Origin of the sequence: Pseudomonas sp. MM213 (assembly GCF_020423045.1) — a bacterium.
GTDB lineage: Bacteria > Pseudomonadota > Gammaproteobacteria > Pseudomonadales > Pseudomonadaceae > Aquipseudomonas > Aquipseudomonas migulae.
Genome location: NZ_CP081943.1, coordinates 5,800,570 through 5,826,953, shown reverse-complemented (window position 1 = coordinate 5,826,953; position 26,384 = coordinate 5,800,570). Strand labels below are relative to the sequence as shown.

27 protein-coding genes are annotated in these 26,384 nt (G+C 59.3%); 2 read left to right on the top strand and 25 right to left on the bottom strand.

Annotated features, from left to right (window positions below; translation table 11 throughout):
* The first annotated feature begins 320 nt into the window (after positions 1-320).
* Complete coding sequence (gene leuA / locus K5R88_RS26455; RefSeq protein ID WP_008025530.1) at positions 321-2,000, top strand: 2-isopropylmalate synthase; 1,680 nt, start codon at positions 321-323, stop codon at positions 1,998-2,000.
* A 194-nt stretch (positions 2,001-2,194) separates the two neighbouring features.
* On the opposite strand, the gene K5R88_RS26450 is transcribed toward leuA, so the two are convergent.
* The 21 genes from K5R88_RS26450 to trmJ all read right to left on the bottom strand — a co-directional run bounded on the left by K5R88_RS26450 (position 2,195) and on the right by trmJ (position 21,132).
* Positions 2,195-2,986 (bottom strand): amidohydrolase, encoded by a 792-nt coding sequence (locus K5R88_RS26450; protein ID WP_008042420.1) that lies wholly within the window; start codon positions 2,984-2,986, stop codon positions 2,195-2,197.
* Positions 2,974-4,122, bottom strand: coding sequence for a pyridoxal phosphate-dependent aminotransferase (locus K5R88_RS26445; RefSeq protein WP_226298663.1), 1,149 nt, complete (start codon positions 4,120-4,122; stop codon positions 2,974-2,976). Before K5R88_RS26445 ends, K5R88_RS26450 begins: the two co-directional genes overlap by 13 nt.
* Positions 4,123-4,362: 240 nt before the next feature.
* Entirely contained in the window at positions 4,363-5,832 is a 1,470-nt protein-coding gene (gene der / locus K5R88_RS26440; RefSeq protein ID WP_008025521.1) for a ribosome biogenesis GTPase Der, read from the bottom strand.
* Positions 5,833-5,971: 139 nt separating this feature from the next.
* Positions 5,972-7,123, bottom strand: coding sequence for an outer membrane protein assembly factor BamB (gene bamB, locus K5R88_RS26435; RefSeq protein WP_032828591.1), 1,152 nt, complete (start codon positions 7,121-7,123; stop codon positions 5,972-5,974).
* Positions 7,116-7,757 (bottom strand): tetratricopeptide repeat protein, encoded by a 642-nt coding sequence (locus tag K5R88_RS26430; RefSeq protein ID WP_192228439.1) that lies wholly within the window; start codon positions 7,755-7,757, stop codon positions 7,116-7,118. The genes bamB and K5R88_RS26430 overlap by 8 nt, the downstream gene beginning before the upstream one ends.
* A gap of 42 nt (positions 7,758-7,799) precedes the next feature.
* Positions 7,800-9,089: a histidine--tRNA ligase gene (hisS, locus tag K5R88_RS26425; RefSeq protein WP_008042422.1), complete on the bottom strand. Its 1,290-nt coding sequence runs from the start codon at positions 9,087-9,089 to the stop codon at positions 7,800-7,802.
* 23 nt (positions 9,090-9,112) lie between these two features.
* A complete protein-coding gene (gene ispG, locus K5R88_RS26420) occupies positions 9,113-10,222 on the bottom strand; it encodes a flavodoxin-dependent (E)-4-hydroxy-3-methylbut-2-enyl-diphosphate synthase (RefSeq protein WP_007903603.1) in 1,110 nt (369 codons plus the stop codon).
* Between the two features lie 3 nt (positions 10,223-10,225).
* Entirely contained in the window at positions 10,226-11,278 is a 1,053-nt protein-coding gene (locus tag K5R88_RS26415) for a RodZ domain-containing protein (RefSeq protein ID WP_226298662.1), read from the bottom strand.
* Positions 11,278-12,036, bottom strand: a complete 759-nt coding sequence (gene pilW / locus K5R88_RS26410) for a type IV pilus biogenesis/stability protein PilW (RefSeq protein WP_226298661.1) — start codon at positions 12,034-12,036, stop codon at positions 11,278-11,280. The genes K5R88_RS26415 and pilW overlap by 1 nt, the downstream gene beginning before the upstream one ends.
* 17 nt (positions 12,037-12,053) lie before the next feature.
* Positions 12,054-13,196 carry a 23S rRNA (adenine(2503)-C(2))-methyltransferase RlmN gene (gene rlmN / locus K5R88_RS26405; RefSeq protein WP_008025507.1) on the bottom strand — a complete coding sequence of 381 codons (1,143 nt, stop codon included), beginning with the start codon at positions 13,194-13,196 and terminating at the stop codon, positions 12,054-12,056.
* Positions 13,197-13,224: 28 nt separating this feature from the next.
* A complete protein-coding gene (ndk, locus tag K5R88_RS26400; protein WP_007916882.1) occupies positions 13,225-13,650 on the bottom strand; it encodes a nucleoside-diphosphate kinase in 426 nt (141 codons plus the stop codon).
* Between the two features lie 88 nt (positions 13,651-13,738).
* A complete protein-coding gene (gene iscX, locus K5R88_RS26395) occupies positions 13,739-13,939 on the bottom strand; it encodes a Fe-S cluster assembly protein IscX (protein WP_008025505.1) in 201 nt (66 codons plus the stop codon).
* Positions 13,940-13,953: 14 nt separating this feature from the next.
* Entirely contained in the window at positions 13,954-14,295 is a 342-nt protein-coding gene (fdx, locus tag K5R88_RS26390; RefSeq protein ID WP_008025503.1) for an ISC system 2Fe-2S type ferredoxin, read from the bottom strand.
* Positions 14,295-16,160 carry a Fe-S protein assembly chaperone HscA gene (gene hscA, locus K5R88_RS26385; RefSeq protein WP_226298660.1) on the bottom strand — a complete coding sequence of 622 codons (1,866 nt, stop codon included), beginning with the start codon at positions 16,158-16,160 and terminating at the stop codon, positions 14,295-14,297. The genes fdx and hscA overlap by 1 nt, the downstream gene beginning before the upstream one ends.
* Positions 16,161-16,211: 51 nt before the next feature.
* Positions 16,212-16,733 carry a co-chaperone HscB gene (gene hscB, locus K5R88_RS26380; protein ID WP_008025499.1) on the bottom strand — a complete coding sequence of 174 codons (522 nt, stop codon included), beginning with the start codon at positions 16,731-16,733 and terminating at the stop codon, positions 16,212-16,214.
* An 8-nt stretch (positions 16,734-16,741) separates the two neighbouring features.
* Positions 16,742-17,065, bottom strand: a complete 324-nt coding sequence (iscA, locus tag K5R88_RS26375) for an iron-sulfur cluster assembly protein IscA (protein WP_003227904.1) — start codon at positions 17,063-17,065, stop codon at positions 16,742-16,744.
* 34 nt (positions 17,066-17,099) lie between these two features.
* Positions 17,100-17,486 carry a Fe-S cluster assembly scaffold IscU gene (gene iscU / locus K5R88_RS26370; protein ID WP_003443374.1) on the bottom strand — a complete coding sequence of 129 codons (387 nt, stop codon included), beginning with the start codon at positions 17,484-17,486 and terminating at the stop codon, positions 17,100-17,102.
* 86 nt (positions 17,487-17,572) lie between these two features.
* Positions 17,573-18,787, bottom strand: a complete 1,215-nt coding sequence (locus tag K5R88_RS26365; protein ID WP_008025496.1) for an IscS subfamily cysteine desulfurase — start codon at positions 18,785-18,787, stop codon at positions 17,573-17,575.
* Positions 18,788-18,837: 50 nt separating this feature from the next.
* Positions 18,838-19,329, bottom strand: a complete 492-nt coding sequence (gene iscR / locus K5R88_RS26360; protein ID WP_008042436.1) for a Fe-S cluster assembly transcriptional regulator IscR — start codon at positions 19,327-19,329, stop codon at positions 18,838-18,840.
* Positions 19,330-19,582: 253 nt separating this feature from the next.
* Positions 19,583-20,359, bottom strand: coding sequence for a serine O-acetyltransferase (gene cysE / locus K5R88_RS26355; protein WP_008025494.1), 777 nt, complete (start codon positions 20,357-20,359; stop codon positions 19,583-19,585).
* A 2-nt stretch (positions 20,360-20,361) separates the two neighbouring features.
* Positions 20,362-21,132 carry a tRNA (cytosine(32)/uridine(32)-2'-O)-methyltransferase TrmJ gene (gene trmJ, locus K5R88_RS26350; RefSeq protein WP_008045111.1) on the bottom strand — a complete coding sequence of 257 codons (771 nt, stop codon included), beginning with the start codon at positions 21,130-21,132 and terminating at the stop codon, positions 20,362-20,364.
* Positions 21,133-21,438: 306 nt separating this feature from the next.
* Between trmJ and suhB the strand changes: the two genes are divergently transcribed.
* Entirely contained in the window at positions 21,439-22,257 is an 819-nt protein-coding gene (suhB, locus tag K5R88_RS26345; RefSeq protein ID WP_008014726.1) for a type III secretion system regulator SuhB, read from the top strand.
* Positions 22,258-22,499: 242 nt separating this feature from the next.
* Here the strand turns inward: suhB and K5R88_RS26340 are convergent, their stop codons facing one another.
* The 4 genes from K5R88_RS26340 to yajC all read right to left on the bottom strand — a co-directional run bounded on the left by K5R88_RS26340 (position 22,500) and on the right by yajC (position 26,378).
* Positions 22,500-23,051, bottom strand: a complete 552-nt coding sequence (locus K5R88_RS26340; RefSeq protein ID WP_008025488.1) for a glycine zipper 2TM domain-containing protein — start codon at positions 23,049-23,051, stop codon at positions 22,500-22,502.
* A 132-nt stretch (positions 23,052-23,183) separates the two neighbouring features.
* Positions 23,184-24,098 (bottom strand): protein translocase subunit SecF, encoded by a 915-nt coding sequence (secF, locus tag K5R88_RS26335; protein WP_008025485.1) that lies wholly within the window; start codon positions 24,096-24,098, stop codon positions 23,184-23,186.
* A 9-nt stretch (positions 24,099-24,107) separates the two neighbouring features.
* Positions 24,108-25,976, bottom strand: a complete 1,869-nt coding sequence (secD, locus tag K5R88_RS26330) for a protein translocase subunit SecD (RefSeq protein ID WP_008025484.1) — start codon at positions 25,974-25,976, stop codon at positions 24,108-24,110.
* A gap of 63 nt (positions 25,977-26,039) precedes the next feature.
* Complete coding sequence (gene yajC / locus K5R88_RS26325) at positions 26,040-26,378, bottom strand: preprotein translocase subunit YajC (protein WP_007916913.1); 339 nt, start codon at positions 26,376-26,378, stop codon at positions 26,040-26,042.
* Positions 26,379-26,384 lie beyond the last annotated feature (6 nt).

Here is a 26,384-nt window from a genome sequence, read left to right as displayed (position 1 = left end):
TCAATTGCGCATAGCTTGAAGCTCGCGCAAAAAACCAAACAATCACGGGGACTCACAGCAATAAAATCTCGATAAATACGCGCAAGCGAGTATTCCTCTCAATTTTTTTCGACTGCTTGCCATCCTTCACCCTCGCGGTTAGGGTTGAAGACATGAAAACCTCTCACACCCTCATTCAGCTTCGCCAGCACCGCAGCCTGTGCCTCGTCAGCGCACGACTGCCGGGCTGAATCGCGACGCCTCGTTTTACGCTTTTCCCCAAGAACTTTTGATCCACCGGCAGGCCGCCTTTTTTCGGCCCACACAATAAGGATTTCCCGATGAGCATGCTCAAAGACCCGTCTTCGAAATACCGCGCGTTCCCGACCATCGACATTCCGGACCGCACCTGGCCGTCGAAGACCATCACCGCCGCGCCGATCTGGTGCAGCTCCGACCTGCGCGACGGCAACCAGTCGCTGATCGAGCCGATGGACGCGGTCAAGAAGCTGCGTTTCTGGAAAACCCTCGTACAGGTTGGCGTGAAAGAAATCGAAGCGTCCTTCCCGGCCGCGTCGCAAACCGACTTCGACTTCGTGCGTACCCTGATCGAAGGCAACCACATCCCGGACGACACCACCATTCAGGTGCTGACCCAGGGCCGTGAAGACCTGATCGAGCGCACCTTCGAATCCCTGCGCGGGGCGAAGAAAGCCATCGTTCACCTGTACAACGCGACCTCCCCTTCCTTCCGCCGCATTGTCTTCAACCAGGACAAGGACGGGATCAAGGCCATCGCCGTGAACGCCGCCAAGCTGTTCGTCAAATACGCTGCCCAGCAGCCGGACACGCAGTGGACCTTCGAATACTCGCCGGAAACCTTCAGCGCCACCGAGCTGGAGTTCGCCAAGGAAGTCTGCGACGCGGTCATCGAAGTCTGGAACCCGACGCCTGAGCACAAGGTGATCCTCAACCTGCCGGCCACCGTCGAATGCGCGACCCCGAACATCTATGCCGACCAGATCGAATGGTTCGGCCGCCACATCAACCGTCGTGACAGCGTGATCATCAGCCTGCACACCCACAACGACCGTGGCACCGGCGTGGCCGCCACCGAGTTGGGCCTGATGGCGGGTGCGGATCGTGTCGAAGGCTGCCTGTTCGGCAACGGCGAGCGTACCGGCAACGTCGACCTGGTCACCGTGGCACTGAACCTCTACACCCAGGGCATCCACCCTGAGCTCGATTTCTCGGACATCGACGGCGTGCGCAAAGTCGTCGAAGAATGCAACCAGATCCAGGTGCACCCGCGTCACCCGTACGTCGGCGACCTGGTTCACACCGCGTTCTCCGGCTCCCACCAGGATGCGATCCGCAAGGGCTTCGCCCAGCAGAAACCGGACGCCCTGTGGGAAGTGCCGTACTTGCCGATCGACCCGGCCGACATCGGCCGCAGCTACGAGGCGGTGATCCGCGTCAACAGCCAGTCGGGCAAGGGCGGTATCGCTTACCTGCTGGAACAGGAATACGGCATCAGCTTGCCGCGCCGCATGCAGATCGAGTTCAGCCAGGTCGTGCAGCGTGAAACCGATCGCCTGGGCCTCGAAATGACCGCCCAGCAGATCCACGCGTTGCTGCACAGCGAGTACTTGCAGGCCAACACCCCGTACGCGCTGGTCAGCCATCGCCTGCAGGAAGAAAACGGTCACAGCGCCGTGGAAGTGGAAGTCTCCGGCAAGGGCCAGGGCGAAACCAACCTGCACTGGCGTGGCAAAGGCAACGGCGCGCTGGAAGCGCTGGTGGCCGGTCTGCCGATTCCGGTGGAGATCATGGACTACAACGAGCACGCCATAGGTGCGGGCACCAACGCCAAGGCCGCGGCCTACATCGAACTGCGTGTGGAAGGCCAACGTGCGGTGCACGGCGTGGGCATCGATGAAAACATCACCACCGCCAGCTTCAAGGCCCTGTTCAGCGCGCTGAACCGCTCGTTGAGCCAGCCGGAAGCGAAAGCGGCGTAAGCCTTCGCTGCAATGCAAAAGGCCCCAAGGTGCGAACCTTGGGGCCTTTTTGTTTGCCGGCAATATTTATGTTCTCTGTCCCGGCCCCATCGCCAGCAAGCTGGCTCCTACAGAGGACCGCGTCGGTCAGAACAACTCGGTCAACTGTAGGAGCCGGCTTGCCGGCGATGGGGCCCTGTCAGGCAGCAAAAATCTCAGGTGAACTCAAATGTGTCCGCATCCAGATTCGCCGGAAACCGCGTGCGATAAGCCGCCAGTTCCGCCGCATCCAGAACAACCTGAAACACCCCATCCGCCTCACCGGCACTGAGCAATGTCTCGCCCTGAAAATCCAGGACCTGACTGTCGCCGGTGTACGCAAAGCCTTTCCCGTCAGTGCCGATGCGATTCACCGCCGCCACGTAGCACAGGTTTTCGATTGCCCGCGCCGGCAGCAAACGGTTCCAGTGCTGGCGCCGCGCACCCGGCCAGTTGGCGGTGTACAGCAACAGATCTGTGTCCTGGGCATCGCGGCTCCACACCGGGAAACGCAGGTCGTAGCAAATCAGCGGTCGGACGCGCCAGCCTTTGAGCTCGAACTGCACCTGGCGCTCGCCCGGTGTGTAGTGATTGTGCTCGCCCGCCATACGGAACAAGTGGCGCTTGTCGTAATGCCAGACTTCGCCATCCGGCCGCGCCCACAACAGGCGATTGCGATGGCTGCCATCAGTGGCCTGAACGATGATGCTGCCGGTGATCACCGCATCGAGTTTTGCCGCCTGGGCGCGCAGCCATTTGCTGGTGGGACCGTTTTCCGCCTCGGCAAGCGTCTCGGACTCCATGGAAAAACCGGTGGTGAACATCTCCGGCAGGATGATCAGGTCCGCGCCGCGAGCCTGTTCCAGCAGTTGCTCGAAATGCTCCAGATTGGCCTGGCGGTCGTGCCAGGCCAGGGTTGTCTGGATCAGCGCGATGGTCAGATTCGGCAATGCACTCAGATCACGCATAGTTTTGCCGCTGCTTCACGCAGGGTCTCCTCGCGTTTGGCGAAGCACAGGCGCACCAGGCGCTGGCCTTCGGGTGGCGTCTGGTAGAACACCGAGATCGGGATGCTCGCCACGCCGTGTTCGCGGGTCATCCACAGCGCCATCTCGACATCGTTGAGGTCGGGACGGATCTGCGAGTAATCGACCAACTGGAAATAGGTGCCGGTGACGCGGGTGAAACTGAAACGCGATGGCGTCAGCAAGTCGCAGAACAGATCGCGCTTGGCCTGGTAGAAGCCCGGCAGTTCTTCTATGTGTTCCGGGTGTTCGGCCATGAAGTCGGCCAAGGCGTATTGCAAGGGGGTTACGCCGCAAAAATTGACGTACTGGTGCACCTTGCGCAGCTCTGCCGACAAGGCCGGTGGCGCGACCACGTAGCCGGTTTTCCAGCCGGTGACATGGTACGTCTTGCCGAAGGAGCTGACCACGAAGGCGCGCTGATACAGCTCTTCATGGGCCAGCACACTGACATGGGGCACACCGTCGTAGACCAGGTGCTCGTAGACCTCATCGCTGATCACATAGATGTCGCGGTCACGGATCAACGCCGCCAGTTGGTCCAGCTCGGCACGGTTGATCAGTGCGCCGCTGGGATTGTGCGGGGTATTGAGGATGATCATCCGCGTGCGCGGACTCAGCGCCTGGGCGAGCTTTTCGAAATCGATGCTGAAGTCGTCCAGCCCCAGTTGCACGTGAACGCAACGGCCACCGGCCAGCTGGACCGAGGGCTCGTAACTGTCATAGGCCGGATCAAACACGATGACTTCGTCACCGTTGTGGATAACGGCCTGAATGGCGCAAAAAATCGCCTCAGTCGCACCGGGAGTCACGGTCACTTCGCTGTCCGCATCGACGGTGACGCCATAGCTGCGGGCAATTTTCGCCACGATCTGCTGACGCAGTACCGGCAGGCCGGTCATCGGCGAGTACTGGTTATGGCCATTGGCAATGTGCCGACCCACCGCATCGCACAAGGCTTGCGGGGCATCGAAATCGGGAAAACCCTGTGACAGGTTGATCGCCCCGGTTTGCGCCGCGAGCTGAGACATCTGCGTGAAGATAGTGATGCCGACATTCGGCAGCTTACTGGTGATCATCGGTGATTCCCTGCTCTACACCCGGCTCTAACGGCGGCGCGGGAGAGCCCGAGGATAGCCAAACGGCGCCCATAAAAAAAGGGCGCCAGTGGCGCCCTTCTTCTCGAACCCGATCCCGTAGGAGCGAGCGGTGCGGCGACCCGACTTGCCCGCGAACGCAACACCGCGGTGTATCAGATACACCGCGTTATCGTTCTTCGCGGGCAAGCCTCGCTCCTACAGAGGCGAGCCAGCCTTGAATCAGCGCTTGTCGCGGCGCTTTTTGTCGGCTTTCTTGTGGTGCGACATCAAGCGACGCTTCTTGTTGACCTGACGATCAGTGAGCGAGTTCTTGTTGCCTTCGTACGGGTTCTCGCCGCCCTTGAACTCGATGCGGATCGGCGTACCGACCAGCTTCAAGACACGACGGTAAGTGTTTTCCAGGTAACGCACGTAAGACTTCGGCACCTTCTCGATCTGGTTACCGTGAATCACGATGATCGGCGGGTTGGCACCACCCAAGTGCGCATAACGCAGCTTGATCCGGCGGTTGTTGACCATCGGTGGCGCGTGCTCGCCAACCGCATCTTCCAGGATCTGGGTCAGGCGGTTGGTCGGCCAGCGGGTGACCGCGGACTTGAACGAGTTCTGTACGGAAGCGTAGAGGTTGCCCACGCCCGTGCCGTGCAGTGCCGAGATGAAGTGAATGTCGGCGTAGTCAACGAAGAACAGTCGACGTTGCAGCTCGACCTTCACGAAGTCACGCTCGCTCGGCGTCATGCCGTCCCACTTGTTGATCGCGATAACCAGCGCACGACCCGACTCAATGGCGAAGCCCAGCAGGTTGAGGTCGTGGTCCACCACGCCTTCGCGGGCGTCCATCACGAAGATCACCACGTTGGCGTCTTTGATCGCTTGCAGGGTTTTGACCACGGAGAATTTTTCGACTTCTTCGTGGATCTTACCGCGCTTGCGCACACCGGCGGTGTCGATCAGCGTGTACTTCTCGTCGTTACGCTCGAACGGGATGTAGATACTGTCGCGGGTAGTGCCGGGTTGGTCATACACGATAACCCGGTCTTCACCGAGCATGCGGTTGACCAGGGTCGACTTGCCGACGTTCGGGCGGCCGATGATGGCGATCTTGATCCCGTCTTTTTCGCTTGGGCCAGGAATGCGCTTGGCTTCCTCGCCTTCGGCAACGTCCTCTTCCTCGCCTTCTTCCAGCTCTTCTTCGTCTTTCGGGAAGTCGCTCAGGGCGATTTCCAGCATCTGGGTGATGCCACGACCATGAGCACCGGCGATCGGGATCGCGTGGCCCATGCCCAACGGGGCGAATTCGGCGCGGGCCATTTCAGGGTCGATGTTGTCGACCTTGTTGGCAACCACGTACGAACGCTTGTTACGTTTGCGCAAATGCTCGGCGATCATCTGGTCGGCGGCGGTGAAACCGGCCTTGGCATCTACCAGGAACAGAACGACATCGGCTTCTTCAATGGCCAGCAGCGACTGCTCGGCCATTTTTTCGTCCATACCGTGCTCGTCACCGGAGATACCGCCGGTGTCGACCAGAATGTAGGAACGCCCTTGCCACTTGGCCTCACCGTATTGGCGATCACGGGTCAGACCGGACAAGTCGCCGACGATGGCGTCGCGAGTCCTGGTCAGGCGGTTGAACAAGGTGGACTTGCCGACGTTCGGTCGGCCCACCAGGGCGATTACGGGAACCATGCGGCTCTCCACTTCGTTATTTCAGAAAATACAAAAGCCGCTGCGAGGCAGCGGCTGGTGCTCGGGGCAGCGTTTGAGAACGCTGCGAGCCCCGCAGAACGGGGCCGCTTGGGGGTTAACCCCAAGCATAGTCAAAACATTACTTGATGGTCAGGGCTTCCAGTTTGCCGCTGTTGCCATAAAGATAAATCGTGTCACCCACCACCAGCGGACGCGCACGCAGGCCGTCGCTGTCGATGCGTTCGCGGCCGACAAAACGACCGTCCACCTGGCTCAGCAGGTGCACATAGCCTTCCATGTCACCGACTGCAACATAGCTGGAGAACACTTCTGGAGCCGACAGTTGACGGCGAGCCAGGGAGTCGTTGCTCCACAAAGCTGTGGTGGAACGCTCGTCAACGCCTTCAACGGTGCCCGAAGCCAGGCTCACGTACACAGTGCCGAAGCCCTGCGCAACGCCGGCATAGCTGGAAGCATCACGCTGCCAGAGCTGACGACCGCTTTCCAGGTCCAGTGCCGCAACGCGACCCTGATAGCTGGCGACGTACAAGGTACCGCCGGACAGCAGCAGGCCACCGTCGATATCGACAACGCGCTCCAGTTCCGAACGACCTTGTGGGATCGCAACCCGCTGTTCCCACACCGGCACGCCGTTGGAGATATCGAGCGCAACCACTTTACCGGTCGACAGGCCAGCCACCGCGAGGCGGTTGGTCACGATCGGCGCACTGGTGCCACGCAGGGTCAGGACTGCAGGCGTGCTGTCATACAACCAGCGCTGGTTGCCGGTGGAGGCATCCAGACCGATCAGACGATCATCCTGAGTCTGAACGACCACCACGTCACCGTTGTTGGCCGGTGGCGCGAGAACTTCGCTGGACACGCGAGCGCGCCATTTCTCTTCACCGTTGGTGGCGTCCATCGCAACGATTTCGCCCTTGGTCGTACCGATCACGAGCAGGCCATAACCTACGCCAACGGCGCCGGAAACAGGCAGTTCGAGGTCTTTCTTCCATTTGACGTCGCCATTGCTGCGATCCATCGCCATCACCACGCCAGTGACGTCGGCGGCATAGATGGTATCGCCATCGATCGCCGGAACCAGCATGTTGTAGGTTTCGCCCTGACCGTCACCGATCGAACGACTCCACTGCTTTTGCAGGACCACTTCTTCTTTGAAGTCGACCAGCTCGGCAGGCGGCAATTCTTTTTTGCTGTTGCTGCTGCAACCCGCGGCCAAAACGGCCAGAGCCAGCAATGCTGCATGTTTCCAACGGATCACGTCACGCATCCCCTTTGGCCAGATCGTCCAACTTGATTTGTAGGCCACCGACTGCCGCTTCATCCGACAGTGCCGCCTTGGCTTTTTGATACGCAGCGTGCGCTTCGTCGGTGCGACCCAACTGCACCAGCAGGTCGCCCTTGAGTTCTTCGCGGGTGGCGAGGAATGCTTTATCGGCATCGCCTTCGAGCAGTTTCAGGGCTTCATCGACCTTGTTCTGCGCGGCCAGTACCTGCGCCAGGCGCTGACGGGCGATTTCGCCCAGTGCCGGGTTGGCCGGTTTGGCAACGATGGCTTTCAGCTCGGTGGCAGCGTCGTCCAGCTTGCCGCTGTCGACCGCGACTTTCGCCACGAACAGGCTGCCGTATTGCGCGTAGGCGCTGCCGCCAAATTCGCTGTTGAGCTTGCCGGCCAGGTCCGAAACACGGGCGGCATCAGGCTTGCCGTTGGGCGTCAGCGTGGTTTCGAGCAATTGCTGATAGAGCATCGAGGCGCCTTGCGACTGATTGCTCTGATACTTTTGAAAGGCCTGCCAGCCGAACACGATGACCAGCGCCAACAGGCCGCCAGTGACCAGGGGCTTGCCGTTGCGTGTCCACCAGTCCTTCAAATCCGCCAGCTGTTCGTCTTCGGTACTCGACACCCCAATACTCCTTAATCGCTAAATCGGCTGTTTATGACAGCTTCAACCCTGCACGACGCAGGTGGCCAGGTGTGCAGCAAGCGCATCCCAGGCAATGCTTTGTTGTTCGCCCTGGCCACGCAGGGGTTTGAAACCTACCACTTGCTGGGCCATTTCGTCGTCACCGAGGATCAGCGCGTACAGCGCACCGCTCTTGTCGGCCTTCTTGAATTGACTTTTGAAGCTGCCGGCGCCGGCATTGATCTGCAGACGCAGGTTGGGCAACTGATCGCGCACCTTCTCGCTCAACGTCAGGGCCGCCAGCTCGGCAGCCTCGCCGAATGCGCAGAGATAGACGTCGACCTGACGGGAGATCTCTTCCGGGATCTGCTCCAGGGTTTCAAGCAGCAGCACCAGGCGCTCGATGCCCATGGCGAAACCAACGCCCGGGGTCGGCTTGCCGCCCATCTGTTCCACCAGACCGTCGTAGCGGCCGCCGGCACACACGGTGCCTTGAGCGCCCAACTTGTCGGTGACCCACTCGAAAACCGTCTTGCTGTAGTAATCCAGCCCGCGTACCAGCTTCGGGTTGATCACGTAAGGAATACCGGCGGCGTCCAGGCGAGCCTTGAGGCCCTCGAAGTGCACGCGGGATTCGTCGTCGAGGTAGTCGGCCATTTTCGGCGCGTCGACCAGGATCGCTTGAGTGTCGGCGTTCTTGGTGTCCAGAACGCGCAACGGGTTGGTCTTCAGACGGCGCTGGCTGTCTTCGTCGAGCTTGTCCAGGTGAGCGGACAGGAACTCGACCAGCGCTTCGCGATAACGACCACGGGATTCGCTGGTGCCCAGGCTGTTGAGTTCGAGCTTGACCGCATCACGGATGCCCAGCTCGCCCCACAGGCGCCAGGTCAGCACGATCAGCTCGGCGTCGATGTCCGGACCGTCGAGGTTGAACACTTCGACACCGATCTGGTGGAACTGGCGATAACGGCCTTTCTGCGGACGTTCGTGGCGGAACATCGGGCCGATGTACCAGAGTTTCTGCACCTGGCCGCCGCCAGTGATGCCGTGCTCGAGCACCGCACGCACGCAGGCCGCCGTGCCTTCAGGGCGCAGGGTCAGCGAATCACCGTTACGGTCTTCGAAGGTGTACATCTCTTTTTCGACGATGTCGGTCACTTCACCGATCGAGCGCTTGAACAGCTCGGTGAACTCGACGATCGGCATGCGGATCTGCTTGTAACCGTAGTTATCCAGCAGACGCGAAACGGTGCCCTCGAAATGACGCCACAGGGGAGTCTGTTCGGGCAGGATGTCGTTCATGCCACGAATGGCTTGCAGAGACTTGCTCACTTTAAATCCTTAAATTCGTTCGATCAGCCGCGAGCGATTACAGCTGCGTCAGCTTCGACCTTCTCGGCCGCTTTCTGGCGGATCAAGCGTTCAAGCTCATCCACCAGATTGTCATTCGTCAGTTTCTGCGACGGCTTGCCGTCGATGTAAATCAGGTTTGGCGTGCCGCCGGTCAAGCCGATATGGGCTTCCTTGGCTTCGCCTGGCCCGTTGACCACGCAACCGATGACCGCGACATCCAGCGGCACCAGCAGATCTTCAAGGCGCCCTTCCAGCTCGTTCATGGTCTTGACCACATCGAAGTTCTGCCGCGAGCAGCTCGGGCAGGCGATGAAGTTGATGCCACGGGAACGCAGGTGCAGGGATTTGAGAATGTCGTAGCCGACTTTCACTTCCTCGACCGGGTCGGCCGCCAACGAGATGCGGATAGTATCGCCAATCCCTTCGGCGAGCAGCATACCGAGGCCCACGGCGGATTTCACTGTGCCTGAACGCAAACCACCGGCTTCGGTGATGCCCAAGTGCAGCGGCTGGACAATTTCCTTGGCCAGCAAGCGGTAAGCGGCGACGGCCATGAACACGTCGGAGGCTTTCACGCTGACCTTGAAGTCCTGGAAGTTCAGGCGTTCAAGGTGCTCGACGTGACGCAAGGCGGATTCGACCAGCGCGGCCGGGGTCGGCTCGCCGTATTTCTTTTGCAGGTCTTTTTCCAGGGAACCTGCGTTGACGCCGATGCGGATCGGAATCCCGCGATCACGGGCGGCATCGACCACCGCACGCACGCGGTCTTCACGACCGATGTTGCCCGGGTTGATCCGCAGGCAATCAACGCCCAGTTCGGCTACGCGCAAAGCGATCTTGTAGTCGAAGTGGATGTCGGCCACCAACGGTACTTTGACCAGTTGCTTGATCTTGCCGAAGGCTTCGGCGGCGTCCATGTCCGGCACGGAAACCCGCACGATATCAACGCCAGCGGCTTCCAGACGATTGATCTGGGCAACGGTGGCGGCAACGTCATTGGTGTCGCTGTTGGTCATGCTCTGCACAGCGATGGGCGCATCGCCGCCAACAGGCACGTTACCGACCCAGATTTTCCGGGATTCGCGACGCTTGATTGGAGATTCGCCGTGCATGACTTATTGACCCAACTTCAGGCGAGCAGTCTCGCCACTGGTGAATGGAGCGACATCAACCACCTGACCGTTGTAGCTGACCTGCGCGCCACGGGCGAAGCCCAGACGCACGGCAAACGGCGGCTTACCACTGAGGGAAACGGTTTCGCCTTTGCGCTTGAGACCACTGAGCAGCACTTTGCCAGTGCCGTCGGTGACTTGTGTCCAGCAATCAGCGGTGAATTGCAGTTGAACCTGGCCTTGGCCAGCAACCGGAGCAGCCGGAGCAGGAATGGTCGGCGTTACCGAGGCGGTTGCAGGCGGGGTCGACACAACCGGAGCCGTCGGGGCCGCAGGCACGACAACTGGCGCGGTGCTGTGCGCCGGGGCAACGGGGGCCGGAGCAACCGGCGCGGTGTTATGTGTCGGTGCAACTGGCGCCGGTGCGGCCGGAGCGACCACAGGCGTAGTCGGCTCAGCTTCAGCCGGCGCTTCAGTCGAAGTCTCGGCTTGCGGCAATGCGAGTGCGGTCGAGCCTTCAGCCTGACCTTCCGCGACAGCCTGGTCTTCCGGCTCGTCCAGCGGGTGGATCTGGGTGGTGCCGTCGGCGCCTTCGACTTCAACGTGCTCCGGGCTCAGGCTGATCAGGTCCTTGGTGCGCAGTGAGGTTTGATCCTGCCACCAGATGAAACCGCCGCCGATCACCGCGATCAGCAACAGCAGGCTGACGATTCGCAAAATAGTGTGGGAAACCCGAACCGGCTCTTCGATGCGCCCCAGGCTGTGGACGTTGGCGCCCTGGGAGTCGGTACCGGTGGATTGGTCGAATTGCTGAACCAGAACGGTCTGGTCCATGCCGAGCAATTTGGCGTAGGCGCGAATATAACCGCGGGCAAAGGTATGCCCCGGCAGCTTGTCGAATGCGCCGGCTTCCAGATTACTCAGGGAATTAACGGTGAGGTTGAGCTTGAGGGCCACTTCGGCCAGCGACCAGCCATTGCTTTCGCGGGCCTGGCGCAAAGTCTCACCGGGGTTAACGCGATTCGCTGCTACAACTTCGGGATGCGCCGCTTTCATCATTGCTCCGACAGGTATTGCTGATATTCCGGCGTACCGGGATAGAGTCGTTTTAGTTGCAGGCCATAACTGGCTGCCTTGTCGCGATCTTCGAACACTTTTGCCAGCCGAACGCCGAGCAATAGACTACGTGCATTTTGCTCGGTGAGCAGGCTAAAACGGTCGTAATAGTCACGCGCGGGCACATAATGCCTGTCTTCGTAAGACAACTCAGCCATTTCCAGCAATGCACGGGGTTGCTGACGGTTCAAACGCAAAGCTTTTTCCAGCTGCTGCTGGGCCAGATCACGCTGACCAAGCCTGGAAGCGGTCATGCCCAGGTTCTCGAACACTCGCGAACGCTCAGGATACAGGGTATCGGCAGCGGCTTGCTCGAAGCGCTCGTAAGCCTCTTTGTAACGTTTCTGTTCGAAAAGAAAACTGCCGTAATTATTCAGGATACGGGCATCGTTGGGGCGGGAAGATAGCGCCTTGCGAAAGTGCTCATCCGCCAGCTCCGGCTCCATCTCGGCCTGAAACACCAGACCCAATGCGGCATTGGCGTCAGGATCCGAACCGTCCAGCTCCAAGGCCTTTTTCAGCGGGATCTTGGCGCGTTCGGTCATGCCTTGCTGCAAATAGCCCAAGCCCAGTTGCACGTAGGCAACTCGCGCTTCATCGCGGCCCTTGCTGGTCTTCATCGGATTGAAATCGCCCGACAGGACGCAGCCAGTACAAAGACTGGCCAACAGCAAAAGCAGCGCAAAGCGCAGGGACATAGAGATCCTCTCTTGAATTATTTCGCAGCGTTCGAAGCCATATCGTTGTCGGCGCTCAACTCGCGCACGGCGATATAACGTTCACTGCGACGGGTGCGATCCAGCACCTGCCCTACCAATTGGCCACACGCGGCATCGATGTCTTCACCGCGAGTGGTGCGCACGGTGACATTGAAACCTGCATGGTGAAGCTGATCCTGGAAACGACGAATCGCATTGTTGCTCGGACGCTCGTAACCGGAATGCGGGAACGGGTTGAACGGAATCAGGTTGATCTTGCACGGGATGTTCTTGAGCAGCTCGATCATCTCAACGGCATGTTCAACCTTGTCGTTGATGTCCTTGAGCAAGGTGTACTCGATGGTCAGCACGCGTTTTTCGCCCAGGGACGACATGTAGCGCTGGCACGACTCGAGCAGCATCTTAAGCGGATATTTCTTGTTGATCGGCACCAATTGGTTACGCAATGCGTCATTCGGTGCGTGCAGGGACAACGCCAGGGAGACGTCGATGTGCTTGGACAGCTCATCGATCATCGGCACCACGCCGGAGGTCGACAGGGTCACACGGCGCTTGGAAATGCCATAACCCAGGTCGTCCATCATCAGATGCATGGCCGCAACGACGTTGTCGAAGTTCAGCAGCGGCTCGCCCATGCCCATCATCACCACGTTGGTGATGGCACGGTCGGCGGTCGCCGGGATGCTGCCGAACGATTTATTGGCAATCCACACCTGGCCGATGACTTCGGCGGCGGTGAGGTTGCTGTTGAAACCTTGCTTGCCGGTGGAGCAGAAACTGCAATCCAGGGCACAGCCTGCCTGGGACGAAACGCACAGAGTGCCGCGTTTGCCCTGGGGAATGTAAACGGTCTCGACGCAGCTGCCGGACGCCACGCGCACCACCCATTTACGGGTGCCGTCGGTGGAAATGTCCTCGCTGACGACTTCAGGACCGCGAACTTCGGCAATGGCCTTGAGCTTGTCGCGCAGGGCCTTGCTGACGTTCGTCATGGCGTCGAAATCATCGACGCCAAGGTGGTGAATCCATTTCATTACCTGACCGGCACGGAAACGCTTCTCCCCGATTGAGTCGAAGAATTTTTCCATTTCCTGTTGAGTCAGACCCAGCAGGTTGGTTTTTACAGTCGATGTAGTCATGGATTCACCTTCACTCTTAAGCCAATGCTTAGCGAGTGGTTACTTCAGTAGCTGCGAAGAAGTACGAGATTTCGCGAGCAGCAGCGGCTTCGGAGTCCGAACCGTGTACAGCGTTGGCGTCGATGGAATCAGCGAAGTCAGCACGGATGGTGCCGGCAGCAGCTTCTTTAGGGTTGGTAGCGCCCATCAGCTCACGGTTCAGAGCGATAGCGTTTTCGCCTTCCAGAACCTGAACAACAACAGGACCGGAGATCATGAAAGCAACCAGGTCGCCGAAGAAACCACGAGCGCTGTGCTCAGCGTAGAAGCCTTCAGCTTCGGCTTTGGACAGTTGCTTCAGTTTCGAAGCTACAACGCGCAGGCCTGCTTTTTCGAAACGAGTGGTGATCTCGCCGATGACGTTTTTAGCAACAGCGTCAGGCTTGATGATGGAGAAAGTACGTTGAACAGCCATGGTGTAACTCCAGAAACGGTAATTTGTGAAAAATTAAACCCGCGAATTATACGCGGGTTCTTGGGTATTGCCTAACCTGCAGCGTGGCTCAGTCGCGTTCTTCGATCCAGTGGGCCTGAATGGCCTCGAGGATCTTTTCGCCACAATGCTCAGGCAGGTCGTCGAACTCGGGCAATTCCATCACCCACTTGCGCAGATCGACGAAGTTGACCGACAAAGGGTCAACATCGGGCTTGCTTTCAGCCAGCTGGATTGCGATTTCCAGCACATCAGTCCACTTGAGACTCATGACAGTTCCTTGAATCAGTGCGGCGCTTCGGCGGCGTGGTTGAGCGAATACTTCGGAATCTCGATGGTCAGGTCTTCAGTCCCGACGATCGCCTGGCAGGCCAGACGCGATTGAGCTTCCAGACCCCAGGCACGATCGAGGAAATCTTCTTCCAGTTCATCCGCTTCTTCCAGCGAATCAAACCCTTCTCGAACGATGCAGTGACAAGTGGTACAGGCGCAAACGCCGCCACAGGCACTTTCCATCTCGATGTGGTGCTCATGGGCCAGTTCGAGAATCGATGTACCGGGCTCAGCCTCGACCACCATGCCTTCCGGGCAAAACTTCTCGTGTGGCAGAAAAATGACCTGCGGCATCAGTTATCCTCGATTTCATTCAGATTGCGCCCCGCCAGCGCGGCTTTCACCGTCGAGTCCAGGCGGCGGGCAGCAAAGGCGTCGGTGACTTGCGACAGACGCTTGGTCTGCTGCTCGATGGCGTAACCATCTGTACCTTTCATCAGTTCGGTCAGTTCCTGCATCTGCAATTCGATGACCATGCGCTCCTCGGCGTCGAGCAAACGCTCGCCGTCGGCTTCGAGAGCGGCTTGCACCGCTTCGATCAGACGCTGGGCATCGACCTGCTGCTCACGCAGCACACGGGCGACCTTGTCGTCGTTGGCGTGCTGGAACGAATCCTTGAGCATCTTGGCGATTTCGCCGTCGGTCAGGCCGTAGGACGGCTTGACCTGAATGCTTGCTTCAACACCCGAACCCAACTCACGGGCCGAGACGCTGAGCAGACCGTCGGCATCGACCTGGAAGGTCACGCGGATCTTAGCTGCACCGGCGACCATCGCCGGAATACCGCGCAACTCGAAGCGTGCCAGGGAACGGCAGTCGCTGATCAGCTCGCGCTCCCCCTGCAACACGTGGATCGCCATGGCCGACTGGCCATCTTTGTACGTGGTGAAATCCTGGGCACGAGCGACGGGAATGGTGGTGTTGCGCGGAATCACCTTCTCCATCAGGCCGCCCATGGTTTCCAGCCCCAGGGACAACGGAATCACGTCGAGCAACAGCAGTTCGCCGCCATCGCGCTTGTTGCCGGCCAGCGTATCGGCCTGGATCGCGGCACCGATGGCCACCACTTGATCCGGGTCGATTTCAGTCAGCGGTTGGCGACCGAAGGCTTCGGCGACGGCTTCACGAACGCGAGGCACACGGGTCGAACCGCCGACCATGACCACCGCGTGCACGTCTTCCAGCTCGACGCCGGAATCACGCACCGCGCGACGGCAGGCTTTCAGGCTGCGAGCAACCATCGGCTCGATCAGCGCATTGAACGCTTCGCGAGTCAGCTCGGCTTTCCAGTCGCCATAAGCGACTTCAACGGCCGCAACATTGGTCAGCGCTTCTTTGGCCGCGCAGGCAGTTTGCAGCAGGTTACGTTGCGCACCCGGATCGAGATCGGCGGACAAACCGGCGCTCTCGATGATCCAGCCGGCAATCGCATGATCGAAGTCATCGCCGCCCAGGGCGCTGTCGCCACCGGTGGCCAGCACTTCGAACACACCGCCGGTCAGGCGCAGAATCGAAATATCGAAGGTGCCGCCGCCCAGGTCATAAATCGCGACCAGGCCTTCAGCATGTTGATCCAGACCGTAAGCCACGGCAGCGGCGGTCGGCTCATTGAGCAAACGCAGCACGTTGAGGCCGGCCAGTTTGGCCGCGTCCTTGGTGGCTTGACGCTGAGCATCGTCGAAATAGGCCGGAACGGTGATCACCGCACCCACCAGTTCGCCACCCAATGTCGCTTCAGCGCGCTGACGCAATACCTTGAGGATATCGGCGGAGACTTCGACCGGGCTTTTCGGCCCCTGAATGGTTTCGATGAACGGCATGTGCGACTCGCCGCCGACAAAGCGGTACGGCAGTTGCTCGCCCAATTGCTTGACGTCGGACAGACCACGACCCATCAAGCGCTTGACCGACAGCACGGTGTTCAACGGATCGGTAGCGGCAGCCAGCTTGGCCGACTCGCCCACTTCGACGCGATCGGCGTGGTAACGCACGGCGGACGGCAGGATGACCTGCCCGTCAGCGTCGGCCAGAGGCTCGGAAAGACCACTGCGCAATGCAGCGACCAGCGAATTGGTAGTGCCCAAGTCGATCCCCACAGCCAGACGACGCTGGTGCGGTTGAGGACTTTGGCCGGGTTCGGCGATCTGCAGTAGGGCCATCGTGATCAGGACTTATCTGTATATCAGGCGTGCGACCGGAGCGGCACTGGGTTAATCGTCGAGGCGCTCTTCTAACTGGCGCACTTCGTAGGTGAGCTTGTCGAGGAACTGCATGCGCCGCATCAGGCGTTCGGCCTGTTCACGTTGCGCTGCATCATTCCAACAGGCTGCGAAACTGTCGTTCAGTTTTTCCTGAGCAACTTTCAAACGACGCTTGAAGACGGCAACGCCATTCAGGTCGGCGCTGTCCTGCAGGTCTTCGAGCTCTTCGCGCAACTCCATCTGTTGCAGAAGAAACTCCGGATCATGCACCGTGACCTCCAGCGGCAGCTCGCCACCATTCAGGGCGAGCAGGTATCGCGCGCGCTTCGGGGGACTTTTGAGCGTCTGGTAGGCCTCGTTGAGGCTCGCGGATTGCTCTAGCGCCAGCCGTTGCTCGCGCTCGGAAGCGTCCGCAAAACGGTCCGGATGAACACTGCGCGCCAACTCACGGTAGCGCGTAGCCAGCTGGTCGAGGTCCAGATTGAAACTCGGTTGCAGCTCAAATAAAGCGAAATGACAAGGAGTACCCACAAGAAGCCTCAGATGTTGAAGCTTTCGCCGCAGCCACATTCACCGCGTACGTTGGGGTTGTTGAACTTGAAGCCTTCGTTCAACCCTTCCTTGACGAAATCGAGCTCGGTGCCGTCCAGGTAGGCCAGGCTTTTCGGGTCGATGATCACTTTCTCGCCGTGACTTTCGAACACCTGATCCTCGGCAACCACCTCGTCGACAAACTCCAGCACGTAGGCAAGGCCGGAGCAGCCCGTGGTGCGAACACCCAGACGAATCCCTTCACCTTTGCCGCGCCCGTCGAGGGAGCGTCGCACGTGTCGAGCAGCCGCTTCTGTCATGCTGATAGCCATCGGTGACTCCTTACTCGTCGCAAAATCTTGAAAATCAGATCAAGCCTTTCTTCTGCTTGTAGTCGCGAACGGCCGCTTTGATAGCGTCTTCAGCGAGTACGGAGCAGTGAATTTTCACCGGCGGCAGAGCCAGTTCTTCGGCCAGTTGAGTGTTTTTGATGGTCTCTGCTTCATCCAGAGTCTTGCCTTTCATCCACTCGGTCGCCAGGGAGCTGGAGGCGATAGCCGAACCGCAACCGTAGGTCTTGAACTTGGCGTCTTCGATGATGCCTTGCTCGTTGACCTTGATTTGCAGACGCATCACGTCGCCGCACGCCGGAGCGCCGACCATGCCGGTGCCGACATCCGGGTCTTCCGCGTCCATCTTGCCGACGTTACGCGGGTTTTCGTAGTGGTCGATGACCTTTTCGCTGTAAGCCATGATTCTTAATCCTCACTCATCAGAGAGTCGCTCTTGAAGCCCTGCCTACCTTAAGTTTACAGGGCCTGGTTTGCGGCGACTTGAAATCAGTGTGCCGCCCACTCGATTTTCGAAATGTCGACACCGTCTTTGTACATGTCCCACAGCGGCGACAGAGCGCGCAGCTTGGTAACGGCCTCGCAGACTTTCTGCGCGGCGTAGTCGATTTCTTCTTCGGTGGTGAAACGGCCGAAGGTGAAACGGATCGAGCTGTGCGCCAGTTCGTCGTTGCGGCCCAGGGCGCGCAGTACGTACGAAGGCTCCAGCGAAGCCGAGGTGCAAGCCGAACCGGACGAAACCGCCAGATCCTTGAGCGCCATGATCAGCGACTCGCCTTCAACGTAGTTGAAGCTCAGGTTCAGGTTGTGCGGAACGCGGGCGGTCATGCTGCCGTTGACGTACAGCTCTTCCAGGTCTTCGACCTGTTTGAAGAAACGGTCGCTCAAGGCTTTGATGCGCACGTTCTCGGCAGCCATGTCTTCCTTGGCTACGCGGAAAGCTTCACCCATGCCGACGATCTGGTGGGTCGCCAGGGTGCCGGAACGCATGCCGCGCTCGTGACCGCCGCCGTGCATGGTCGCTTCGATGCGCACACGCGGCTTGCGGCTGACGTACAGCGCGCCGATGCCTTTAGGGCCGTAGGTTTTGTGGGCGGAGAACGACATCATGTCGACTTTCAGCTTCTGCAGGTCGATCTCGACCTTGCCGGTGGACTGAGCGGCGTCGACGTGGAACAGGATCCCTTTGGAGCGGGTCAGTTCGCCGATGGCTGCGATGTCGTTGATGGTGCCGATTTCGTTGTTCACGTGCATGACCGAAACCAGGATGGTGTCGTCACGCAGTTCAGCTTCGATCATTTCCGGCGTAACCAGACCGTCAGTGCGAGGCTCGATGTAGGTTACTTCGAAGCCTTCACGCTCCAGTTGGCGCATGGTGTCGAGGACAGCCTTGTGCTCAATCTTGGTGGTGATCAGGTGTTTGCCCTTGGTCGCATAGAAATGCGCCGCACCCTTGATTGCCAGGTTGTCGGACTCGGTGGCACCGGAGGTCCAGACGATTTCACGCGGATCGGCGTTGACCAGGTCTGCGACCTGACGACGGGCGTTTTCGACGGACTCTTCAGCTTTCCAGCCGAACACGTGGGAACGGGACGCCGGGTTACCGAAGTTTCCGTCGACCAGCAGGCATTCACTCATCTTTTGCGCAACACGCGGATCAACCGGGGTGGTCGCAGAGTAATCAAGGTAAATCGGCAATTTCATGGACTATCTCCTAAATCAGGCTGGCTGGCGTGCCGCTAGCTCTTTGGCTGTCATTCGACGGCGGACGCTTCAATCTTGTCCAGGCGTGGCGTCTTGCTGTTGCAACGACGCTGGTCCTGACGCTGGGCTACTTCTTGTACCTCACGGCGAGTAACAAGATCAGCCAAGCTGATACCGCTCAGAAATTCGTGGATCTGCAGGCTCAGGTCGCACCACAGGTGGTGGGTCAGACAGGTGTCGCCTTGATGGCAATCGCCCTGCCCCTGGCACTTGGTGGCATCGACCGATTCGTTTACCGCATCGATCACCTGGGCGACCTGGATGCCCTGCATGTCGCGGGACAGCTGGTAACCGCCGCCCGGACCACGGACGCTGGACACCAGATTGCTGCGGCGCAATTTGGCGAAAAGCTGTTCGAGGTAGGACAGGGAGATGCCTTGGCGCTCGGAGATATCGGCCAGGGACACGGGCCCGTGCTGCGCATGCAACGCCAGATCAAGCATGGCGGTCACGGCGTATCGGCCTTTTGTAGTCAGTCGCATGGACAATTACCACGGAGTTCGGAATGGGGCGAGTATGCAATTCCCGAGTATTTAAGTCAACTATAAGACCTAGTACTTTAGTCAGGTTTACCCGCAAAAGAGCGGCCGCATCATAACAAAGGCTGGGCGGTTACAGCCAGCAATTGCGCGTTATCGTTCTTCGCGGGCAAGTCGGATCGCCGCCCGCTCGCTCCTACAGGATTAACGAAACCCTTGTAGGAGCGAGGCTTGCCCGCGAAGGGGTCGACTCGGTCTAGCTGGCCTGGCTCTGATCCTTGTCCTTCACACACGCAAAGTCTTCTTCGCGCAGCTCAGGCAGATCTTTCGCACAGTAATTACTGCCCAGATCCTTCAACGCCCCGCACATCCCCTCCAGACGACCATCAACAGCCTGCAGGTGATCGAGCAATTGGTTAATGGCACGCGCCACCGGGTCCGGCATGTCTTCGCCAACACCGTAGGCATCGAAACCGATCTTCTCGGCCATGGCCTTGCGCTTGGCGTCCTGCTCTTCATCGGATTTGACGATGATCCGCCCTGGAATGCCGACCACTGTTGCACCAGGAGGCACAGCCTTGGTCACCACGGCATTGGAACCGACCTTGGCGCCGGCACCCACAGTGAACGGGCCGAGCACCTTGGCACCAGCCCCCACCACCACACCGTCTTCCAGTGTCGGGTGACGCTTGCCTTTATTCCAGCTGGTGCCGCCCAGCGTCACACCCTGATAAAGGGTGACGTCGTTGCCAATTTCAGCGGTTTCACCGATGACAATACCCATGCCATGGTCAATGAAGAACCGACGACCGACCTTGGCGCCCGGATGGATCTCGATCCCGGTCAACCAGCGACCGAAGTTCGACACCAGCCGCGCCAGCCATTTCAGCTCGGCGCGCCACAAGGCTGCCGACAACCGGTGGATCCAGATGGCGTGCATGCCCGGGTAGCAAGTCAGGACTTCAAAAGCGTTACGCGCCGCCGGGTCACGATGGAAAACACTCTGGATATCTTCACGCAAACGCTCGAACATCATTAATCCTTCCGCTTTAGAAGCTCACCACGGGCCGCTTTCTGGGTTTCCGTGAGGATGCCACGCAATATATTCATTTCCGCCCGGCTGACCGAGCTTCGTCCGTACAACCGACGCAGGCGCGCCATCAAGTGCCGTGGCTTTTCAGGATCGAGGAATTCGATGGCCACCAGGGTTTGCTCCAGGTGCTCATAGAACCGCTCCAGCTCATCCATGGTCGCCAGCTCAGCGCTTTTGACCGATGCCACTTCTTCCTTCTCGACCTTGCTCGGCTGGCCTTGGGCCGCCAGCCAGGACATGCGCACTTCATAGCTCAACACCTGCACCGCCGCCCCAAGGTTCAGCGAACTGAACTCAGGGTCTGATGGGATGTGCACGTGATAATGACATCGCTGCAGCTCTTCATTGGTCAGGCCGGAATCTTCACGACCAAATACCAAGGCGATTTCGGCGCCCTGCCCGGCCTCCTCGACCACTTTCGTCCCGCATTCGCGGGGATCGAGCAGCGGCCAGGGAATACGCCGGTCACGGGCGCTGGTGCCGAGCACCAGATTGCAGCCGACCAAGGCATCTTCCAAAGTGGCGACGACTTGCGCGTTTTCAAGGATGTCCCCGGCGCCGGATGCGCGGGCATCGGCTTCGTGGTGCGGGAACAACCGTGGTTCGACCAGCACCAGCCGCGACAGGCCCATGTTCTTCATGGCACGCGCAGCCCCGCCGATATTGCCGGGGTGGCTGGTATTGACCAGGACGACACGAATGTTATGCAGCAAGGGAGGCGCTCTCGAACACTTTAATGGGGAGCAGAATCTTACAGCTCAACAGGGTGCCCCGCCTCAAAAATAACGATTCACTTTTGACGGCGCTCAATGTCGGCATGCTGCGTTGCCGCTTCTCCCCATAGCGCGCTATGAGTCGGCGCGGCGCCTTGCCTGCCAACATTGATCACTCGTCAAAAGTGACCGTATTTCTGAGGCGGGGGCACACCGTTCAGCTATGAAAGCGAACACTGACCTTCTCCTGTAGAAACTTTCTGATAGAATGCCCGGCTTTCTTTAACAACCTTAGGTGACACATCCATGCAGCCCATGCTGAATATCGCGCTGCGCGCCGCCCGCAGCGCCAGTGAATTGATCTTCCGCTCCATCGAGCGCCTGGATACCATCAAGGTCGACGAAAAAGACGCCAAGGATTACGTATCCGAGGTGGATCGCGCCGCTGAACAGAAAATCATCGACGCGCTGCGCAAGGCTTACCCGAACCACTCGATCATGGGTGAAGAAACCGGCATGCACGCCGGCACCGGGATCGAAGGCGAAGAATACCTGTGGATCATCGATCCGCTGGACGGCACCACCAACTTCCTGCGCGGCATTCCTCACTTCGCTGTCAGCATCGCCTGCAAATACCGCGGTCGCCTGGAACACGCTGTTGTTCTGGACCCGGTTCGCCAGGAAGAATTCACCGCCAGCCGTGGTCGCGGCGCTCAACTGAACGGTCGTCGCCTGCGCGTCAGCGGCCGCACCAGCCTGGACGGCGCCCTGCTGGGTACCGGCTTCCCGTTCCGTGACGACCAGATGGACAACCTCGACAACTACCTGGGCATGTTCCGCGCCCTGGTTGGCCAGACCGCCGGCATCCGCCGCGCTGGCTCGGCGAGCCTGGACCTGGCCTACGTGGCTGCCGGCCGTTTCGACGCTTTCTGGGAGTCGGGCCTGTCCGAGTGGGACATGGCTGCAGGCGCCCTGCTGATCCAGGAAGCTGGCGGCTTGGTGAGCGACTTCACCGGCGGTCACGATTTCCTTGAGAAAGGCCACATCGTTGCCGGTAACACCAAGTGCTTCAAGGCAGTGCTGACGGCGATCCAGCCGCACCTGCCGGCCTCGCTGAAGCGCTAAGCTGCCAGCGACAGAAAAAGCACCCTGCGGGGTGCTTTTTTTATGCCTGGAATTTGCCCCTGACAACACCACCCCCTGTAGGAGCCGGCTTGCTGGCGATAGCGGTGCAACAGTCGACATCAATGTTGAATGACCGACCGCTATCGCCAGCAAGCCGGCTCCTACAGGGGGATGCGTGAATTTTGGGTACAAAAAAAGCACCCCGAAGGGTGCTTCTTTTTCAGCGGCTGACAATCAGCTCATCAATGCGCCTGTTCATTCTGCGTCAGGATCAACTTGCCTTCCTTATCCACCGGAATCTGGTTACCCGGATCACGATCCATCCGCACCTTGCCTTCCTTGCCGTCCAGCGAATAACGAACGTCGTAACCCACAACCTTGTCGCTGATGTCATTCACCGTGTTACAGCGGGTTTGCGTCGTGGTGTAGGTGTCACGCTCCTGCATGCCCTCCTGAACCTTGTTGCCGGCGTAACCACCACCGACCGCGCCCGCAACCGTGGCAATTTTCTTGCCGGTGCCGCCGCCGATCTGGTTACCCAGCAGACCACCTGCCAGCGCACCCACCACCGTACCGGCAATCTGGTGTTGATCTTTCACCGGCGCTTGCCGGGTGACCGCTACATCCTTGCACACTTCACGTGGAGTCTTGATTTGCGTCTTGACCGGCTCAACGGCGAGCACTTGCGCATACTCGGGGCCGTTATTTTTTACCAGGCTGTAGGTGGCCACAGCACCCCCGGCAGTCACACCGACAGCACCCAGTACAGCACCAACCAGCATCGACTTGTTCACATGAACCTCCTGACCATCACATGCGGGATAAACCCGTGCTTCTCCCAGCCTTGGAGCATAAAAAAAGGCGCGAGTTCAACTCGCGCCTTTTTGGACTACATCCCTGGGGAACTGCTCTGGACTAGAGAGTCCTCAAGGACGGTCGTCGACTTCCTTCTCGGTATTCACCGTCGGGATCAGGTCTTCGGAACTCAGGTTCAGCCAGATCAACACCACGTTGGCGATGTAGATCGACGAATAAGTACCGGCCAGAACACCCACCAGCAGTGCCAGGGAGAAGCCGTAGAGGTTGTCACCACCGAAGAACAGCAGTGCCGCAATCGCCAACAAGGTGGAAACCGACGTCGCGATGGTCCGCAGCAGGGTTTGCGTGGTCGAGATATTGATGTTCTCGATCAGGCTGGCCTTGCGCAGTACGCGGAAGTTCTCACGAACCCGGTCGAATACCACGATGGTGTCGTTGAGCGAGTAACCGATAATCGCCAGTACCGCCGCCAGCACCGTCAGGTCGAAGGTGATCTGAAAGAACGACAGGATACCGATGGTCACGATCACGTCGTGAATCAAGGAAACGATCGCACCGACGGCGAATTTCCACTGAAAGCGGAACGCCAGGTAGATCAGGATGCCGCCCAGCGCCATCAGCATGCCGAGGCCGCCCTGGTCGCGCAGCTCTTCACCCACCTGCGGGCCGACGAACTCGACGCGCTTGACCGTCGCCGGGTTATCGCCGCCGACCTTCTGCAACGCCGCTGCCACCTGGTGACCCAACTGCGGGTCTTCGCCAGGCATGCGCACCAGCAGATCGGTGGTCGCGCCGAAGTTCTGCACGATGGCTTCGTGATAACCGGACGAAACCAGCTGCTCACGCACCTTGGTGACGTCGGCCGGACGCTCGTAGGTCAGCTCGATGAGCGTACCGCCGGTGAAGTCCAGCCCCCAGTTCATGCCCTTGTGGAAGACACTGAAAATGGCCAGCGCAGTAAGGAACAATGTGACGCCGAACGCGAAGTTGCGAACGCCCATGAAGTTGATTGTACGTAACATGGCAGCCCCTTAAATCCACAACTTCTTGAAGTCACGACCGCCGAAGATCAAGTTGACCATCGCGCGGGTGACCATGATGGCCGTGAACATCGAAGTCAAAACCCCGAGGGACATGGTCACTGCGAAGCCTTTGACCGGACCTGTACCCATGGCAAACAGGATCCCGCCCACCAGCAAGGTGGTCAGGTTGGCGTCGAGAATCGCCGTGAATGCGCGACCGAAACCTTCGTTGATTGCCCGTTGTACGGTCATGCCCGCCGCGATCTCTTCACGAATCCGCGAAAAGATCAGTACGTTGGCGTCGACCGCCATACCCATGGTCAATACGATACCGGCGATACCCGGCAGGGTCAGCGTTGCACCCAGCAGCGACATCAGGGCCAGCAGCAGCACCATGTTCACACCCAGCGCAACGGTGGCGATGATGCCGAAGAAGCGATAGATGGCGATGATGAACAGCGAGACAAACAGCATGCCCCACAGCGATGCATCGATACCTTTGGTGATGTTGTCCGCACCCAGGCTCGGGCCAATGGTGCGTTCTTCAGCGAAGTACATCGGCGCCGCCAGACCACCGGCACGCAACAGCAGCGCCAGTTCGGACGATTCGCCCTGGCCGTTCAGGCCGGTGATACGGAACTGAGCACCCAGCGGCGACTGAATGGTCGCCAGGCTGATGATCTTCTTCTCTTCCTTGAACGACTGCACCGCCACGTCTTTTTCGACGCCATCAACCACTTGCTTGGTGTAAGTGGTAACCGGACGCTGCTCGATGAAGATCACCGCCATGCTGCGACCGACGTTCGAACGGGTCGCACGGCTCATCAGCTCGCCACCGTGGCCATCCAGACGGATGTTCACTTCTGGCGTGCCGTGCTCGCCGAAGCCAGCCTTGGCGTCAGTTACCTGGTCACCGGTGATGATCAGGCCACGCTCGATCAGCGCAGGAGGACGATTGCCTTCACGGAACTCAAAGGATTCGGAAGTGGCTTTCGAAGCGCCAGGCTCAGCCGCCAGACGGAACTCAAGGTTGGCCGTCTTGCCGAGGATACGCTTGGCTTCTGCGGTGTCTTGTACGCCCGGCAGCTCAACCACGATGCGGTTGGCGCCCTGACGCTGAACGATCGGTTCGGCAACACCCAGCTCGTTGACGCGGTTACGTACCGTGGTCAAGTTCTGCTTGATGGAGTATTCGCGGATTTCCGCCAGCTTGGCCGGGGTCATCGCCAGACGCAGCACCGCCTGACCATTGAGGTCTGCCGGAACAATGTCGAAATCGTTGAAGTTCTTGCGGATCAGTGCACGGGCCTGTTCGCGGGAAGCTTCATCAGAGAAGCCCAGCTGAATGGCACCGCCCAGTTGCGGCAGGCTGCGATAGCGCAGTTTCTCTTTACGCAACAGGCTCTTTACATCGCCTTCGTACACTTTCAAGCGTGCGTCGAGGGCTTTGTCCATGTCCACTTCGAGCAGGAAGTGCACACCACCGGACAAGTCCAGACCCAGCTTCATCGGGTGCGCGGCCAGGCTGCGCAGCCATTGCGGGGTGGTTTGTGCCAGGTTCAGAGCAACGACGTAGTCATCACCCAACGCCTTGCGCACGACGTCCTTGGCAGGCAACTGGTCTTCAGCCTTGACCAGACGAATCAGACCGCCCTTGCCGTTGGTCGCCAGCGTGGCCGCCTTGACGTTGATCCCGGATTCCTTGAGCGCAGCGCTCACTCGATCCAGATCAGCCTGATTGACCTGCAGCGCAGTGCTTGCACCGCTGACCTGAATGGCCGGGTCATCAGGATATAGATTGGGAGCGGAATAAATCAGACCGATCGCCAGCACCGCCAGGATCAGAATGTATTTCCACAGAGGGTATTTGTTCAGCATCACGCCGCCCGCTTATGACGCGGGGCGCCTTGCGCGCCCCGTCGATTGAGTAGAAGTTGAAACTTAGATCGCTTTCAGCGTGCCTTTTGGCAGCGTGGCGGCAATGGCGCCTTTCTGGAATTTCATTTCGACGGTGTCGGAAACTTCCAGAACCACGAAATCGTCAGCCACTTTAGTGATCTTGCCGGCGATGCCGCCGGTGGTCACAACTTCGTCGCCTTTTTGCAGGCTGCTCAGCAGGTTCTTCTGCTCTTTGGCGCGCTTGGCCTGTGGACGCCAGATCATCAGGTAGAAGATGACCAGGAAACCGACCAGGAAAATCCACTCAAAACCGCCACCCATTGGGCCGGCAGCGGCCGGTGCAGCGGCGTCAGCCATGGCATTCGAGATAAAAAAGCTCATTTAGCA

What these genes read in the sequence shown, in the direction of transcription:
- iscR (WP_008042436.1), bottom strand. Translation starts at nt 19,329, where the DNA reads ATGCGACTGACTACAAAAGGCCGATACGCCGTGACCGCCATGCTTGAT.
- iscX (WP_008025505.1), bottom strand. Translation starts at nt 13,939, where the DNA reads ATGAGTCTCAAGTGGACTGATGTGCTGGAAATCGCAATCCAGCTGGCT.
- leuA (WP_008025530.1), top strand. Translation starts at nt 321, where the DNA reads ATGAGCATGCTCAAAGACCCGTCTTCGAAATACCGCGCGTTCCCGACC.
- yajC (WP_007916913.1), bottom strand. Translation starts at nt 26,378, where the DNA reads ATGAGCTTTTTTATCTCGAATGCCATGGCTGACGCCGCTGCACCGGCC.
- K5R88_RS26450 (WP_008042420.1), bottom strand. Translation starts at nt 2,986, where the DNA reads ATGCGTGATCTGAGTGCATTGCCGAATCTGACCATCGCGCTGATCCAG.
- K5R88_RS26415 (WP_226298662.1), bottom strand. Translation starts at nt 11,278, where the DNA reads ATGAAAGCGGCGCATCCCGAAGTTGTAGCAGCGAATCGCGTTAACCCC.
- secF (WP_008025485.1), bottom strand. Translation starts at nt 24,098, where the DNA reads ATGTTACGTACAATCAACTTCATGGGCGTTCGCAACTTCGCGTTCGGC.
- ispG (WP_007903603.1), bottom strand. Translation starts at nt 10,222, where the DNA reads ATGCACGGCGAATCTCCAATCAAGCGTCGCGAATCCCGGAAAATCTGG.
- ndk (WP_007916882.1), bottom strand. Translation starts at nt 13,650, where the DNA reads ATGGCTGTTCAACGTACTTTCTCCATCATCAAGCCTGACGCTGTTGCT.
- secD (WP_008025484.1), bottom strand. Translation starts at nt 25,976, where the DNA reads ATGCTGAACAAATACCCTCTGTGGAAATACATTCTGATCCTGGCGGTG.
- bamB (WP_032828591.1), bottom strand. Translation starts at nt 7,123, where the DNA reads ATGCGTGACGTGATCCGTTGGAAACATGCAGCATTGCTGGCTCTGGCC.
- der (WP_008025521.1), bottom strand. Translation starts at nt 5,832, where the DNA reads ATGGTTCCCGTAATCGCCCTGGTGGGCCGACCGAACGTCGGCAAGTCC.
- cysE (WP_008025494.1), bottom strand. Translation starts at nt 20,359, where the DNA reads ATGTTCGAGCGTTTGCGTGAAGATATCCAGAGTGTTTTCCATCGTGAC.
- hscA (WP_226298660.1), bottom strand. Translation starts at nt 16,160, where the DNA reads ATGGCCCTACTGCAGATCGCCGAACCCGGCCAAAGTCCTCAACCGCAC.
- fdx (WP_008025503.1), bottom strand. Translation starts at nt 14,295, where the DNA reads ATGCCGCAGGTCATTTTTCTGCCACACGAGAAGTTTTGCCCGGAAGGC.
- K5R88_RS26365 (WP_008025496.1), bottom strand. Translation starts at nt 18,787, where the DNA reads ATGAAATTGCCGATTTACCTTGATTACTCTGCGACCACCCCGGTTGAT.
- iscU (WP_003443374.1), bottom strand. Translation starts at nt 17,486, where the DNA reads ATGGCTTACAGCGAAAAGGTCATCGACCACTACGAAAACCCGCGTAAC.
- suhB (WP_008014726.1), top strand. Translation starts at nt 21,439, where the DNA reads ATGCAGCCCATGCTGAATATCGCGCTGCGCGCCGCCCGCAGCGCCAGT.
- pilW (WP_226298661.1), bottom strand. Translation starts at nt 12,036, where the DNA reads ATGTCCCTGCGCTTTGCGCTGCTTTTGCTGTTGGCCAGTCTTTGTACT.
- K5R88_RS26445 (WP_226298663.1), bottom strand. Translation starts at nt 4,122, where the DNA reads ATGATCACCAGTAAGCTGCCGAATGTCGGCATCACTATCTTCACGCAG.
- rlmN (WP_008025507.1), bottom strand. Translation starts at nt 13,196, where the DNA reads ATGACTACATCGACTGTAAAAACCAACCTGCTGGGTCTGACTCAACAG.
- iscA (WP_003227904.1), bottom strand. Translation starts at nt 17,065, where the DNA reads ATGGCTATCAGCATGACAGAAGCGGCTGCTCGACACGTGCGACGCTCC.